This is a genomic window from Streptomyces sp. NPDC048337 (genome assembly GCF_043201175.1).
In the GTDB taxonomy this organism is placed as follows: Bacteria; Actinomycetota; Actinomycetes; order Streptomycetales; family Streptomycetaceae; genus Streptomyces.
Genome location: NZ_JBICYR010000015.1, coordinates 40,121 through 53,584, shown reverse-complemented (window position 1 = coordinate 53,584; position 13,464 = coordinate 40,121). Strand labels below are relative to the sequence as shown.

Sequence of the window (13,464 nt, the reverse complement as noted above, 5' to 3'; positions counted from 1 at the left end):
AGCCGCCGGTGCGGGCTTTGCGCCCGGCACGGGCTGGGTGGGCGGCGGGTTGGATTGGCCGCAGGGCGATTTCTGGCTCTCCGGCGTTCGAGGCGGGGGATCCGGGGCGGAGGCCGCGGGCTGTGCGCGCGGTGGGCTGGACGGCCCCAGGGGCGATGTCGGCCTCGCCGGCGTTCGAGGCGCGGGGTCTGGGGCGGAGCACCGGGGGTCGCCGAATCCCGGTTCCGCCAGGCGGTAAGGGGTGGGACACTGCCGCGGTGACTACCTCCGCCGCACCGTCCGCCCGCGCCTCGCAGGCGCGCCCGCTCGCGCCCCAGCGAGGGAGGTGTACGACGTGACCACCTCCCCCGGCACGGACCGGACCGCTCCGCCGACCGGCCTCCCGGACCTGGCCCGGCTGCAGCGCCGAACCTCCGCCGTGCTCATCACCAGCCAGATCCTCGGCGGGCTCGGCGTGCCGATCAGCATCGCCCTGGCCCCCGTCCTCGCGACCGAGATCAGCGGCACCGAAGCCATGTCCGGTTTCGCCTCCACCGCCGCAGTGATCGGCACCGCCCTGGTCTCGCTGCCGCTCGCCGCGCTGATGACCGCGCGCGGCCGCCGCGCCGGGCTGGTCCTGGCGTACGCGATCGGCGCGACCGGCGCGGCCGTGGTCGTCCTCGCCGCCACCGTCAAGAGCTTCCCGCTGCTCCTGCTCGGCATGGCCGCCTTCGGCGCCGCCTCCTCCGCCAACCTCCAGGCCCGGTTCGCCGCCGCCGACCTCGCCGCCCCGGACCGCCGGGCCCGGGCGATCTCCGTCGTCGTGTGGGCGTCCACCATCGGCGCCGTGCTCGGCCCCAACCTGTCCGCCCCGGCCAGCCGCAGCTTCGCCGGGACCTCCATACCCGAGACGGCGGGCCCCTTCGTGTGGGCCGCCGTCGTCTTCGTCCTTACCGGCACGCTGATCGGCGTACTCCTGCGCCCGGACCCGCTGCTGACGGCCCGTGCGCTGGCCGCTCCCGAGGAGCAGACCCGCGAGGGCCGCTCGCTGCGCGCGGGGTTCGCCGCCGTCAAGGCCTCCCCGCGGGCCCGGCTCGCCCTCGTCACCGTCGCCGTGTCCCACACCACCATGGTCTCGATCATGGTCATGACCCCGATGGACCTGGGCCACCACGGCGCCGGCCTGCAGCTCATCGGGCTGGTGATCAGCGTGCACATCGCCGGCATGTTCGCCTTCTCGCCCGTCATGGGCTGGCTCGCCGACCGGCTCGGCAGGCTGTCCGTCATCGGCCTCGCGGCCGGGCTGCTCTCGGTCGCCGCGCTGCTCGCCGGGACGGCCGCCGGAGACCACGCGCAGAGCACCGCCGGGCTCTTCCTGCTCGGCCTCGGCTGGTCGGCGGGGATGGTGTCCGGTTCGGCGCTGCTGACCGACTCGGTACCGCAGCCCGCGCGGGCCGCCGTACAGGGCCTGAGCGACCTGACCATGAACACGTCGGCGGGCGTGGGCGGCGCGGCCGCCGGCCTCGTGATGTCCCAGGCGGGCTACGGCTGGCTGAACGCCATCGGCGCCGGCCTGCTGCTGCCGCTGGCGGCGCTCGCGCTGGTCACCGCCCGCCGCCACCCCGTGACGGCGCCCGCGCCTTCGAAGGGGGTCAGTAGCTGATGTGGTAGGCCTTGCGGAGCGTCTCGTGCACGGTCCAGGTCGTCCTGTCGCCCTCCCGGAGCAAGCAGGCGCTGCCGGGGCCCACCTCCAGGGTCCCGCCGCCCTCGACCTCGATGGTGGCGCGGCCGCTGACCACCACGAACAGCTCGTTGGCCTCGACGTCGGTGACCACGCCCGGGGTGATCTGCCAGATCCCGCGCACCTGCCTGCCGTCCGCCGACTCCCACAGCACCTTGCCCGTCACCACCGGCTCGCCGGAGACGATCTGGTCGGGGTCGAGGTCCTCGGCCTCCAGCTCGGAGTCGGGGAGGTCGGGTACGGAGACGGCGAAGGAGGCGGGGGCCGGCTCGCCGGCTGCTGCGTGATCACTGGTGCTCATGGCGCGCCAGCCTAGTCCCGCCCGCCCGCACGGCGCGGTGAGCGGAGCGTCCAGCAACATCCCGGCCGACGAGTCAACCTGTCCAGTCACTCCGCCGCGTCAGCCGGGCCGCCTGGCGGCGAGGACCGGCTGGTGGAACCCGGTGTCCGCCCGTCCGTGCCAGACCGTGTCCCGGAAGCCCTCCTGCCGGGCGAAAGCGGCGGTCCGACTCTGCTGCCGGGCCCGGCGCAGCTCCGTGTACGGGCGGGTTGAAAGCAGGACCAGGCCCCCTGGGCGCAGGACCCGCAGGGTTTCGGCCAGTGCAGCGCGAACGTCCGTGGCCGTCAGGAGGTGCGGCAGGGCGTTGTCGGCGCAGACCACGGCGTCGAAGGAGGCGTCCGCGAAGGGCAGGGCCCGCATGTCGGCCGCGGCGACGGGCAGGGCGAGCCCCCGCCCCGCGGCCTCCCGCGCGCCGCGGACGGCCGAGACGGGGCTGAGGTCGGCCCCGGTGACCCGGTGGCCCAGGACCGCGAGGCCCAGAGCCTGGGTGCCTATGCCGCAGGCGCTGTCGAGGACCGTGTGCGGACCCGGGCCCAGTGCTGCGGTGAGCAGGGTGTCGAGGGCCCGGCCCTGGCGGGCGACGCCGGCGTCCCAGTCCGCGTACATGAGGTCGTACCGGTCGGCCAGTTCGTCGTCGAAGCGGCGCGTGTCCGTGGGGGAACGCTACTCGGACAGGTTGGGACGGCTGGGGCGGGAGGGCGTTTGGGGGCGTGAATCCCGTGCCATGGATGGGGACATGTCACAGCACACAGCATCTGAGCTCCCGGTGGTCCTGTCCGAAGAGGTACGAGAGGCGCTCGCCCGGCGCCGGCCCGTCGTGGCCCTGGAGTCGACGATCATCGCGCACGGCCTGCCGCGCCCCCGCAATCTGGCGGTGGGCCTCGAACTGGAGGCTCTGGTCCGCTCGGAGGGTGCGGTTCCGGCGACGATCGCGGTCGTGGACGGGGTGGCCCGCGCGGGCCTGGACAAGGCGCAGCTGGAGCGGATCGCGGGCGGGGACGGCGTGCGCAAGCTCGGCCACCGGGACCTGGCGCCCGCACTGGCCACGGGGGCGACCGGGGCGACGACCGTGTCCGCGACGGCCTTCCTGGCAGCGCGGGCGGGCCTGCGGGTCTTCGCCACGGGCGGGCTGGGCGGCGTACACCGGGAGTGGGCGCAGACGCAGGACGAGTCGGCGGACCTGTCCCTGCTGGCCCGGACGCGGATCACGGTGGTGTGCGCGGGAGTGAAGTCGATCCTGGACGTGCCGGCCACGTTGCAGCGCCTGGAGACGCTGGGGGTGGGGGTGCTCGGGTACCGGACGCAGCGCTTCCCCGGGTTCTACCTGGCGGATTCGGGTGAGCCGGTGGACTGGACCGTGCAGGGGCCGGAGGAGGTCGCGGCGGTGATGGCCGCTCAGGACGCGCTGGGCGGCCCGGAGTCGGCGCTGCTGGTGGCCAATCCGGTGGCGGAGGCGGAGCAGCTGGATCCGGAGCTGCACGACCGGGTGCTGGCCGAGGCCCTGGCCGAGTGCCGGGAACGGGGGATCACGGGGCAGGCGGTGACCCCGTTCCTGCTGGGGTTCCTGGTGCGGGCGACGGGCGGGGCATCGCTGGAGGCGAACCTGGCGGCGGTACGGGGCAACGTGCGGCTCGGGGCCGGGATCGCGGGGGCCTGGGCGGCGCGGGCATGAGCGGGGCGGGCCCGAGCGGCGCCCTCGGCAACGGCGCTGCGGGCACCGGCGGGGCGGGCAGCACCGGCGGGCCGGGGGCGCTGCTGATCGTCGGCGACGTGGTGACCGACGTGGTGGCGGTGCATCCGGAACCGCTGGCTCCGGCCACGGACACGGCCGCCCGGATCCGGACCCTGCCGGGCGGCGCCGGGGCCAACGCGGCCTGCTGGGCGGCGCAGACGGGGGCCGCGGAGGTACGGCTCCTCGCCCGGGTGGGCTCCGAGTCCGCGCGCTGGCACGAGCGGGCGCTGCTGGACGCTGGGGTGCGGCCGCGGCTGGTGATCGACCGGGAGGAGCCGACCGGGACGGTGGTCGCACTGGTCGGCAAGGACGCGGAGCGGACCTTCCTGACCGACAGCGGGGCAGCGCTGCGGCTGTGCCCCGCCGACTGGAGTCCGTCCCTGCTGGACGGGGTGGCCCATCTGCACCTGTCCGGCTACCTGTTCTTCGCCGACAGCAGCCGGGAGCTGGCCCTGATCGCGCTGCGGTCGGCCCGGAGCCGGGGGGTGCCGGTGAGCGTGGACCCCGCGTCGGCCGGTTTCCTGATCACGCTGGGCCCGCGGCGGTTCCTCGACGCCGTGACGGGGGCCGACGTACTGCTGCCCAACGAGGACGAGGCGCGGCTGCTCGCCGGGCTGCCGGAGCCCGCCGGAGTGGCCCGGGCGGCGGCGGAGCTGAGCCGCCGGGTGCCGCTGGTGGTGGTGACGCGGGGCGCGGCGGGGGCGCTGGTCGCCGAGCGGGGACGGATCACCGCCGAGGTCGCCGCGGAGGCGGCCGAAGCGGTGGACTCCACGGGCGCCGGGGACGCCTTCACCGGCGGTTTCCTCGCGGCCCGACTGGCGGGGGCGGACCCGGCGGAGGCCGCCCGCGCCGGCTGCCACACGGCGGCGCTGGCCGTCACCCGGCTGGGTGGCAGGCCGTGACCGGGTAGGGGTGGCCCCCGGTCCGTTCACCGTCCCCCGCGAAGGCCCGTCCAGGCGGGGTGGCGGGGGTCGTCGGCCCGGACCAGTACATCGGCGGCGGCCGCCGGGTCGGTGTCCGCCTCGTAGCGTGCGAAGGCGGGCAGGGTCCAGCGCGCGGTCTCCTCGGTGCGGCGGGCGAGCGCGCCCGGCGAGAGCCGGATGTGGACGCTGAGGTCGAAGGGGAACCAGTGGCCCAGCAGGAGCGGGCCGTGCACGATCACCACCCCGCCGGGCGGGAGTTCGGTGTACGGGCTGCGGGTCGCCCGGTCGGTCACCGGGTCCCACAGGTCGGGCAGCACCCGCCCGGTGCCGCCGGGGTCCGTGGGGCCGAACACCTCCCGCCAGAGCGCGGCCGTGTCGTACCAGCCGCCGAGGTACGAGTCCACGTCCTCGCGGCCGAACTCGAAGCGGAGGGAGGCCGGCCGCAGAAAGCCCTCGGCCGGCACCACCAGGACCGACCGCCCGCGCGCCCGCAGCGCGTCGGCGAGCTGCCCGGCGAGGACGCCGGTCCCGGCGGCCGGCGCTCCGTCGATCCCCACCCTCTGCCAACTGCCCTGCTCGGGGCGGGCATCGGGGTCGTCGAGGTGACCGGCGAGCCGCTCGGCCATCCGCTGCCATGTGATCGCTTCCAGCTGCACCAGCCCATTGTCAGTGGTGGCCCGTAGCGTTTTTCACGAGGGATCACCGGCGGAAAGGAAGCCGGTGGCCCGGCCTTTGGGGAGGGGTCTGTCATGGCTCGGGAGACGACGTATCTGGAGCTGTCGCAGGACGACGGTGCGGCGCACAAGTTCTACGAGGTGACGGTCGACGGCACGGCCGTCTCGGTGCGGTACGGGCGCATCGGCGCGACCGGCCAGCTGCAGAGCTCCTCGTTCCCGACCGCCGACAAGGCCCGGGCGGCCGCCGCGAAGAAGATCGGGGAGAAGGTCCGCAAGGGGTACGCCCCGGCGGTGCCCGGGCAGCGCGCCGCGCGGTCGGTGACCCGCCGCCAGGTCACGTCGGCGCCGTCGACGGCGCGGGCCGTGGCCCCGGTGCTGTGGCGCTTCCGGACGGGTTCGTCGGCGTTCGGCATCCATGTGGACGAGGACCGCTGCTGGGTCGGCAACCAGGCGGGCGATGTGTACACGCTGAGCCACGGCGGTGAGGTGCTGGCCCGTTACTCCCTGCCGGACGGGGTGAAGTGCCTGGTGGCGGACGAGTTCTGGATATACGCGGGCTGTGACGACGGCACGGTGTACGACCTGTCGTCGAAGGTGCCGTTCGGGGCGTACGACATAGCGGCGGATGTGGACATCTTCTGGCTCGACATCCGCGAGGGCGTGCTGAACGTGTCCGACCGCAGCGGCGGTCTGACGGTCATCGACCACGAGGACGAGTTCCAGTGGTCGCGCCGCTCGGCCGGCACCAACGCCTGGATGGTCCGGGCGGACGAGCGGGCCGTGTACCACGGGCACAGCAAGGGGGTCACCGCGTACGCCCCTGACGGCGGGCGGGAGTTGTGGCACACCGAGACCGGCGGCAATGTCCTGTTCGGCTGGCAGGAGGAGCACGCGGTGTATGCGGGCACCGGGCGCAAGACCGTACAGCGGCTGTCGAAGGCCACCGGTGCGGTGGAGGCCACGTACCGGTGCGACGCGGCGGTGTACTCGTGCGCCACCTCGCCGGACGGCAGGCACGTCTTCGCGGGCGACCTCGCCTCGTCGGTGTACTGCTTCGACGCGGAGGGGCACCGGCTGTGGAAGCTGGGCACGGGCAGCGGGGCGGCGCTGTCCATGCAGTACCTCGACGGGCGGCTCTACCTGGTCACCACGGACGGATCGCTGGTCTGCGTGGACGCGAGCGAGCAGGCGATAGCCGCCGCCCAGCAGGGATCGGTGCCGACCGCGGTGGATGTGAAGTCGGCGGCCGCCCTGCCCGTGTACACCCCGGCTGCCTCACCCGCCGCGGTGGCCACGGTCTCGGTGGCTTCGGCGCCGACGGGCGGCGTGGTGGTGGAGTGCGTCCAGCGGGGCGGCCGGATGCGGGTGCAGGTGGTGTCGGGAGGCTTCGAGCCCGGATGGAACGTGCAGTTCCCGCGCGGGATACGGGAGGTGGGCGCCCGGTATGTGGTCGACGGGCTGCACGCGGCCTCAGGAGGCTTCTACCGGGTGCGCGGGGAGATACGCCGACTGGTGTGAGCGGCACCGGCACCGCCTGGCGGGGGCGGGTATGGACAGGGGGTCCTCCTCGGCCAGGGCGCAGGTCACGTAGAGCACGACCGGCTCGGTGCCCAGGTTGCGCCCGAGGTGGAGGTGCCGGATGCCGGCCGGCTCGATGAAGCTGGACCCGGCAGCGTGCACCACGACCGTGCGGTCGTGCAGGATCCGCGTCAGCGTCCCCGATTTGACCAAGACGATCAGCGGGACCCTGTGGTAATGCCAGCCGGTGCATCCACCGGGTTCTATGACGATCTCCCTGCCCACGAGGTCACCCGAAGCCGCCGCCTCCGGAGGCCGTGCCGTCGCCTGCCGTCCACCCATGTCCCCCTCCTCCACGGGCCGACCGGGCCGCCCGCTGGCGCCACGCTAGGTGGACATCCCCAGATCCAGGGGAAGTTGGGCAAACCCCAGCCTCCGCCCGGCTCCAGGTGATAGGCGGCCCGGGCGGCGGTATCACATGGGTATGAGCCTGGTGGTGTTCGAGTCTCAGAAGCAGATCCACTGCGCGGGGTGCCGGCAGGGCCCGCTCCGGCACCTGGTGCGCGAAGCGGGCGTGCCGCGCTGCCTGGACTGCGCCGACCTCGGGCATCTGGTCTACCTTCCGCGCGGGGACGCGGCGTTGACCCGCCGCTCGCGCGAGGCGAGTTCGCTGTGCGCCGTCGTCCTGCGCTTCAACCGGCGTCGGCGCCGCTACGAGCGCCTGGGCCTCCTCGTCGAGGATGCCGCCCTGGCCCGGGCGGAGCGGGCCTGCCTCGCGGACGCCGAGGCGCGGGCGCGGCGCCGGGAGCGCGACCGGCTGCGCCGCGCGGCCGAGGACACCCGGTTCACGGCGGCCTTCGCCGCCGAGATCGTGCGGCTGTTCCCCGGGTGCCCGGCCGATCGGGCCGTGGCGATAGCCACCCACGCCTCGGTGCGCGGCAGCGGGCGGGTGGGTCGCACGGCGGCCGGCCGGGCCCTCGACGAACTGGCCGTCTCGGTGGCGGTACGGGCCGCCGTACGGCACACCGACACCGAGTACGACGCCCTGCTGATGGCCGGCGTGCCGCGCTTCGCCGCCCGGGCCCGGCTGGCGGCGCAGATCGACGCCATCCTGGACGGCTGGCGCGTACTGCCCTAGGTGAGCCGGAAGCGGCGGTAGAGGAACGCGCCGCCCAGGAGCAGGGCTCCCCCGCCGGGGATGAGGTAGCCGACGCCGTCGGCTCCGGTGTGCGCGAGGGATTCGCCGGGCCGCGCCGGGGCGGGCGGCGGGGTCACCGGTCGCTCGGTGACGGGCGGCTGGGGCGGCTTGGCGCCGGAGGGGGTCTCCCCGTTGACGGAGGTGTTCCCGTGGGAGCCGTTGCCGACCCCGACGACGCTCACCGAGTTGCCGCTGATGTTCACCGGCACGTCGACCGGGAGCTGGAGGCCGTTGCCGGACAGCAGCCCCGGCGAATCCTTTCCCCGCCCCTCTGCGACGGCTCCGCCACCGTTGCCGGTCCCCGGTTTCGCCTGGTGCGAGGGATGGGACGAAGGATGCGAGGGCCCTGGCTCCGGATTCCCGTTCGTACAGCGGTTCCCGGCGGCCGAGTTGAGTACGCCGACCACGCTCACGGTGTTCCCGCACACGTTCACCGGGACGTGCACCGGCAGTTGCACCAGATTCCCGGACAGCAGCCCCGGCGACCGCTCGGCCTGCCCGCCCGCGTCCGCATCGGCGTGGGCGAATCCGCCCGCACCCGCGACCGCCAGCCCACCTCCCGCAACCAGCGCCGCGATCAAGCCATTCCGACGACTGTGACGCATCAGTTTTCCTGCCTTCCGGAGGGTTTCGCGGGCGTCGCGCCCGCACCGGAAACAACGCGCTCAACCCATTCGGGTTATAGAGCCGGTAGGCATTTCACTCCATCGTGTACTGGGTAGTGCGTACTTCATGACTGAACGACCGCTGCTCCTCCTCGACGTGGACGGCCCGCTCAACCCCTTCCGGTCCCCCTTCGCCCGCCTGCGCGGGTACACGAGCCACCGGATGAAACCGGACGTCTGGCTCTCCTACCGCGACCCGGAGTCCCGCAGCGCCCGCCGCGGCGCGCGGGTCCGCCTCCACCCCTCCCACGGCGCCCGGCTGCTGGCCCTGCCCTTCGAACTCGCCTGGGCCACCGCCTGGACGCACCAGGCCAACACGATGATCGCCCCGCACATCGGACTACCCGGTGATCTTCCTGTAGTCGAATGGCCGGAACTTTTCGCCCGGGACCCGGACGGCCTCTCCTGGAAGACCCGCCACCTCCTCGACTGGGCGGCCGGCCGCCCATTCGCCTGGGTCGACGACATGATCACCCCCGCCGACCGCGCCTGGGTCGCCGCCCACCACCCGACCCCGGCCCTCCTCCTGCGCATCCGCCCCCGCCACGGCCTCCGCGACCGCGACTTCGGCACATTGACGCGCTGGGCGGCCGGGATCAGCCCAGCAGAGCCGTGACCGGGTCCGGGGAGGGGTGTCCCGTGGGCCACCAGTCCTCATCGTCCGGGCGGGACTCGTAGGCGTACCAGAGGGCGTCACGGCCGAGGCGTAGCTGGCGGGTGGCCGTCGTGAGGCGGTTGCGGTCGGGGCGGAAGGAGCCCTGGGCGGCGGCGAGGAGGGCCGGGCGGGCACGGTCGAAGGGGCCGGCCGGCGGGTCCCAGGGCTCTTCGAGGGCGGCGAGGGCGGGGCGGCCGCCCTGGCGCCAGGCCGCCGCCGCCCGGGCCAGGTCGGTGGTGGTACGGCCCGTGGCGCGGGCCAGGTCTCGGTAGAGGGCGCGGGCCGCGCCGGTGAGGCCTGCCGTGGGGTGCGCGGAGGCCAGCCGGACGGCGTCCTGCCAGAGGTCGAGCCCGGCGATCGGGTCCTCGGCGGTGGTCAGGACGGCGAGGGCGCGGGCCGCGGCGTCGGAGGCGAGCTGGTCCAGGGCGAGCGGGTCCGGGGCCGCGGGGTCGGCCGGGTAGGCCGGCGGGAGGCCCACGGCGGCGGGCGCGGCGAGCGGCGCGGGCAGCAACTGCAGGCTGGTCCGGGCGAGCGCGGCGCGGGCCGGGACGCCGGGGAAGTCGGGTGCGGCGTCGGGCTGTTCACGCGCGGCGTGGGCGGCGTTGCGCCGGGCGAGCTCGTCGAGGAGCTCCCGCTCGCCGCGGCCGCGCAGGAGCAGCAGCACGAAGGGGTCCTCGTCGAGGAGGCGGGCCGCCCGGTAGCAGAGGGCGGCCGCGTGCTTGCACGGCGGACGTCCGAAGTCCGGGCAGGAGCAGTGCGGGTGGAGCTCGCCCGCGCCGGGCAGGACCGTCTCCGCGAGCGACTGCGGAACCTCCCGCTCCAGCAGCGCGGCGAGGGCCCCGGGGTCGGCCGCGACCGCCTCCAGGAGTTCGCTCCACTCGGCGTCCGCGAATGCGGGCAGGGTCAGCTCGGTGCGGTACGGGCGGACTCTGCTGCCCCGTACGTACGCCACGATCCGGCCGGGAGTGACGGTGACCGCGTCGACGTGCCCCTCGGCGGCGTACGTACGGCCCCGGGCCAGGCGGGCCGTGTCGCGGGAGACCTCCTCCAGCGCCGACACCCAGGCCCGGCCCCACCAGCTGACCGCCTCCACCCCGGCGGGCACGGACTCGAAGGTGCGTCGGCGGTCGTCCCGCGCGGTGATCATGCGGGCCTCCGCAGGGAGACGAGGTCGGCCAGCTCGCGGTCGGTCAGCTCGGTCAGCGCCGCCTCCCCGGAGCCGAGCACCGCATCGGCCAGGGCCCGCTTCGCCTCCAGCATCTCGGCGATCCGGTCCTCCACGGTGCCCTCGGCGATGATCCGGTGCACCTGCACGGGCTGGGTCTGGCCGATCCGGTAGGCACGGTCGGTGGCCTGCTCCTCGACGGCCGGGTTCCACCAGCGGTCGAAGTGGATGACATGGCCGGCGCGGGTGAGGTTCAGGCCGGTGCCCGCCGCCTTCAGGGAGAGGAGGAACACGGGGACCTCGCCCGCCTGGAAGCGGTCCACCAGCTCCTCGCGGCGCGCCACCGGCGTCCCGCCGTGCAGGAGTTGACGGGAGATGCCGCGGGCCGCGAGATGGCGCTCGATGAGGCGGGCCATCGTCACGTACTGCGTGAAGACCAGCACGGAGCCGCCCTCGGACAGGATCGTGTCCAGCAGCTCGTCGAGCAGCGCCAGCTTGCCCGAGCGGTGCGGGATCCGCGGCGCCTCCTCCTTCAGGTACTGAGCGGGGTGGTTGCAGATCTGCTTGAGCGAGGCCAGCAGCTTCATGATCATGCCGCGCCGCTCCATGCCCTCGCTCGACTCGATGACGGCCATCGCCTCGTCCACCGCCGCCTGGTAGAGCGAGGCCTGCTCACGCGTCAGGGAGACGGGATGGTCGGTCTCCGTCTTCGGCGGGAGTTCGGGCGCGATCCCCGGATCGGACTTCTTGCGGCGCAGCAGGAACGGCCGCACGAGCGCGGACAGCCGGGCCACCGCCGCCTCGTTGCCGCCGTCCTCCTCCTGCTGGTGCTCCACCGGGCGGGCGTGGCGGGCCCGGAACGTGGTGAGCGGGCCCAGCAGCCCGGGCGTGGTCCAGTCGAGCAGCGCCCACAGCTCGGAGAGGTTGTTCTCGACGGGCGTGCCCGTGAGCGCCACCCTGGCCGGCGCCGGGATGGTGCGCAGCGCCTTCGCCGTCGCCGAATGCGGGTTCTTGACGTGCTGGGCCTCATCGGCGACGACCATGCCCCAGCTCTGCTCTGCGAGCAGCGGGGCGCTGGCGCGCATCGTCCCGTACGTGGTGAGCACGAACCCGCCCGCGCAGGACGTCAGGTCGTCGGGGCCGCGGCCCCCGCCGTGGAAGCGGCGCACCGGCGTGCCGGGGGCGAACTTCTCGATCTCCCGCTGCCAGTTGCCCAGCAGCGAGGCCGGGCACACCACGAGCGTCGGCTCGGGGCGCTCCCGGTGCAGGTGCAGCGCGATCAGGGTGACGGTCTTGCCCAGGCCCATGTCGTCGGCGAGGCAGCCGCCGAGCCCGAGGGAGGTCATCAGGTCCAGCCAGGCCAGGCCGCGCGCCTGGTAGTCGCGCAGGGTGGCCTTGAGGGCGGCGGGCTGCGGCAGCGGGGCCAACTCACCGGTCAGCCGCTCCCGCAGGGCGGCCAGCGCCCCCACCGGAACCGCCTCGACCGGCTCCCCCTCGACCTCGGCCGTCCCCGACAGTACGGCGGCCAGCGCGTCCACCGGGTCCAGCAGACCCAGGTCCCGCTTGCGCGCCTTGCGCACCAGTTCCGGATCGACGCGCACCCACTGGTCGCGCAGCCGCACCACGGGCCGGTGGGCCTGCGCGAGGGCGTCCATCTCCCCCGGGGTGAGCCGGTCGCCGCCGAGCGCCAGTTCCCAGGAGAAGGCGAAGAGGTGCTCGGCGTCGAAGAAGGCGGTGCCGTCGATGGCGGAACCGGGCGCGGTGGAGCGTACGACAGCGGTCGCGGAGAGCGACCGGGCCAGCTCGCGCGGCCAGTGGACCAGGACCCCGGCGGCCGCCAGCCGGCTCGCGGCCGTGCCCAGCAGGTCTTCGAGCTCCGGATCGGACAGGGCGAGCGCGTCGGGGACGGGCTGGTCGAGCAGGCGCAGCAGCGGCGGCCAGACCCGCGCGGCCCGGCGCAGCGCGAGCACGGCATCGATCCGCGCCCGGGGGCCGAACCCGGCGGCCGCCGTGCCCGCCCACAGCTGTCCGGCGTCGGTGACCAGGGTGGGGTCGGCGAGGCTGTGCACCTGGACGACGGCGGCCCCGGCGCGGCGCACGTCCTGAACCGAATCCGTTGCCTCCTCGGCCTCGTCGAAGAGGCGGAAGGAGGACAGGTCGAGCCGCAGCGAGATCCCGACGCCCGTATCGGATCCGGCGGCGACCTGCGCGGCCCAGTCCCGTATCCCGGGGACCCGCTGGGGTTCCCGGGCGGCGAAGGGCCGGCCGGCGGCCACGGCGGCGGCCGGGGTGCGGGGCAGGCTGTCGGCGACGGCGTCGAGGAAGGCGCGGACCAGCGCCTCCGGTTCGGGCAGGTGCAGGGGGCGGCGGCCGGCCAGGGGGGTCGCGTACCCCTCGTACGGCAGCGCGGCGGCGACCGCCCGAAGGTGGTCCACATCGGCGGCGTCGAGCGGCCCGGCCCGCCAGGCGTCGACCCCCGCGGGGGTGAGCCCGGGCAGCAGCCTGCCTCGGGCGACCAGAGTGAGCGCCTGCGTGGCGGCGGTGCCCCAGGCACGGGTGGCGGGGTGCGCGGCGGGGCTGCGGGGAGCCCGGAAGAGCAGGGGCAGGGCAGTGGCGACGGAGAAGCTCACGGAGGGCACGGTCCGGCTGCGGACCCCGTCTCCGTGCGGGCGGACCACGGTCAGCGGCGCGGGCGTACCCGCCTCGGGCAGGGCGTCCCCGTCGGGCGCCCAGAAGGCGACGCGCCCCTCCCGGGGGACGGCGGCGGGCAGGAAGACGGCGGCGTGGCGCAGCAGGGCGCGGGTCTGCTCCGACTGCGGTGATGTCGCCACGGCGTCCCCCTCCCTGCTGCCCGGCCGATAGGGATCCCCG

General features: G+C 74.9%; 13 protein-coding genes. 6 read left to right on the top strand and 7 right to left on the bottom strand.

All coding sequences use genetic code 11. The annotated features are described in order from the left end of the window. Positions 1–334 precede the first annotated feature (334 nt). Positions 335–1,642, top strand: a complete 1,308-nt coding sequence (locus tag ACGFYU_RS23395) for an MFS transporter (RefSeq protein ID WP_393829255.1) — start codon at positions 335–337, stop codon at positions 1,640–1,642. Here ACGFYU_RS23395 and ACGFYU_RS23390 read toward each other — a convergent pair. Both ACGFYU_RS23390 and ACGFYU_RS23385 read right to left on the bottom strand, forming a co-directional pair. Beyond that, positions 1,632–2,021, bottom strand: a complete 390-nt coding sequence (locus ACGFYU_RS23390) for a cupin domain-containing protein (RefSeq protein ID WP_393829254.1) — start codon at positions 2,019–2,021, stop codon at positions 1,632–1,634. The genes ACGFYU_RS23395 and ACGFYU_RS23390 overlap by 11 nt on opposite strands. Positions 2,022–2,120: 99 nt before the next feature. Continuing rightward, positions 2,121–2,666: a class I SAM-dependent methyltransferase gene (locus tag ACGFYU_RS23385; RefSeq protein WP_393829253.1), complete on the bottom strand. Its 546-nt coding sequence runs from the start codon at positions 2,664–2,666 to the stop codon at positions 2,121–2,123. 130 nt (positions 2,667–2,796) lie between these two features. On the opposite strand from ACGFYU_RS23385, the gene ACGFYU_RS23380 reads away from it, so the two are divergent. Together ACGFYU_RS23380 and ACGFYU_RS23375 are read left to right on the top strand one after the other, a co-directional pair. Beyond that, positions 2,797–3,732, top strand: a complete 936-nt coding sequence (locus ACGFYU_RS23380; RefSeq protein ID WP_393829252.1) for a pseudouridine-5'-phosphate glycosidase — start codon at positions 2,797–2,799, stop codon at positions 3,730–3,732. Further along, a complete protein-coding gene (locus tag ACGFYU_RS23375) occupies positions 3,729–4,694 on the top strand; it encodes a carbohydrate kinase family protein (protein WP_393829251.1) in 966 nt (321 codons plus the stop codon). Before ACGFYU_RS23380 ends, ACGFYU_RS23375 begins: the two co-directional genes overlap by 4 nt. Positions 4,695–4,720: 26 nt before the next feature. Here ACGFYU_RS23375 and ACGFYU_RS23370 read toward each other — a convergent pair whose 3' ends face one another. Beyond that, the gene (locus ACGFYU_RS23370) at positions 4,721–5,371 is read right to left on the bottom strand and encodes a uridine kinase (protein WP_393829250.1); all 651 of its coding nucleotides are present in this window, start codon (positions 5,369–5,371) and stop codon (positions 4,721–4,723) included. Positions 5,372–5,464: 93 nt separating this feature from the next. On the opposite strand from ACGFYU_RS23370, the gene ACGFYU_RS23365 reads away from it, so the two are divergent. Beyond that, positions 5,465–6,910 (top strand): WGR domain-containing protein, encoded by a 1,446-nt coding sequence (locus ACGFYU_RS23365; protein ID WP_393829249.1) that lies wholly within the window; start codon positions 5,465–5,467, stop codon positions 6,908–6,910. On the opposite strand, the gene ACGFYU_RS23360 is transcribed toward ACGFYU_RS23365, so the two are convergent. Continuing rightward, complete coding sequence (locus ACGFYU_RS23360; protein ID WP_393829248.1) at positions 6,863–7,252, bottom strand: cupin domain-containing protein; 390 nt, start codon at positions 7,250–7,252, stop codon at positions 6,863–6,865. The genes ACGFYU_RS23365 and ACGFYU_RS23360 overlap by 48 nt on opposite strands. 142 nt (positions 7,253–7,394) lie before the next feature. On the opposite strand from ACGFYU_RS23360, the gene ACGFYU_RS23355 reads away from it, so the two are divergent. After that, positions 7,395–8,048, top strand: coding sequence for a DUF2293 domain-containing protein (locus ACGFYU_RS23355; protein ID WP_393829247.1), 654 nt, complete (start codon positions 7,395–7,397; stop codon positions 8,046–8,048). On the opposite strand, the gene ACGFYU_RS23350 is transcribed toward ACGFYU_RS23355, so the two are convergent. Further along, a complete protein-coding gene (locus ACGFYU_RS23350; protein WP_393829246.1) occupies positions 8,045–8,713 on the bottom strand; it encodes a chaplin in 669 nt (222 codons plus the stop codon). The genes ACGFYU_RS23355 and ACGFYU_RS23350 overlap by 4 nt on opposite strands. 127 nt (positions 8,714–8,840) lie before the next feature. On the opposite strand from ACGFYU_RS23350, the gene ACGFYU_RS23345 reads away from it, so the two are divergent. Beyond that, a complete protein-coding gene (locus tag ACGFYU_RS23345) occupies positions 8,841–9,389 on the top strand; it encodes a hypothetical protein (protein WP_393829245.1) in 549 nt (182 codons plus the stop codon). Here the strand turns inward: ACGFYU_RS23345 and ACGFYU_RS23340 are convergent. Then, the gene (locus ACGFYU_RS23340) at positions 9,370–10,575 is read right to left on the bottom strand and encodes an SWIM zinc finger family protein (protein WP_393829244.1); all 1,206 of its coding nucleotides are present in this window, start codon (positions 10,573–10,575) and stop codon (positions 9,370–9,372) included. The genes ACGFYU_RS23345 and ACGFYU_RS23340 overlap by 20 nt on opposite strands. Then, positions 10,572–13,424, bottom strand: coding sequence for an SNF2-related protein (locus ACGFYU_RS23335; RefSeq protein ID WP_393829243.1), 2,853 nt, complete (start codon positions 13,422–13,424; stop codon positions 10,572–10,574). The genes ACGFYU_RS23340 and ACGFYU_RS23335 overlap by 4 nt, the downstream gene beginning before the upstream one ends. Between the last annotated feature and the right edge of the window lie 40 nt (positions 13,425–13,464).

Coding starts and splice junctions, on each gene's coding strand:
- ACGFYU_RS23390 (WP_393829254.1), bottom strand. CDS start 2,021: ATGAGCACCAGTGATCACGCAGCAGCCGGCGAGCCGGCCCCCGCCTCC.
- ACGFYU_RS23385 (WP_393829253.1), bottom strand. CDS start 2,666: ATGTACGCGGACTGGGACGCCGGCGTCGCCCGCCAGGGCCGGGCCCTC.
- ACGFYU_RS23380 (WP_393829252.1), top strand. CDS start 2,797: ATGTCACAGCACACAGCATCTGAGCTCCCGGTGGTCCTGTCCGAAGAG.
- ACGFYU_RS23350 (WP_393829246.1), bottom strand. CDS start 8,713: ATGCGTCACAGTCGTCGGAATGGCTTGATCGCGGCGCTGGTTGCGGGA.
- ACGFYU_RS23365 (WP_393829249.1), top strand. CDS start 5,465: ATGGCTCGGGAGACGACGTATCTGGAGCTGTCGCAGGACGACGGTGCG.
- ACGFYU_RS23360 (WP_393829248.1), bottom strand. CDS start 7,252: ATGGGTGGACGGCAGGCGACGGCACGGCCTCCGGAGGCGGCGGCTTCG.
- ACGFYU_RS23340 (WP_393829244.1), bottom strand. CDS start 10,575: ATGATCACCGCGCGGGACGACCGCCGACGCACCTTCGAGTCCGTGCCC.
- ACGFYU_RS23345 (WP_393829245.1), top strand. CDS start 8,841: ATGACTGAACGACCGCTGCTCCTCCTCGACGTGGACGGCCCGCTCAAC.
- ACGFYU_RS23355 (WP_393829247.1), top strand. CDS start 7,395: ATGAGCCTGGTGGTGTTCGAGTCTCAGAAGCAGATCCACTGCGCGGGG.
- ACGFYU_RS23375 (WP_393829251.1), top strand. CDS start 3,729: ATGAGCGGGGCGGGCCCGAGCGGCGCCCTCGGCAACGGCGCTGCGGGC.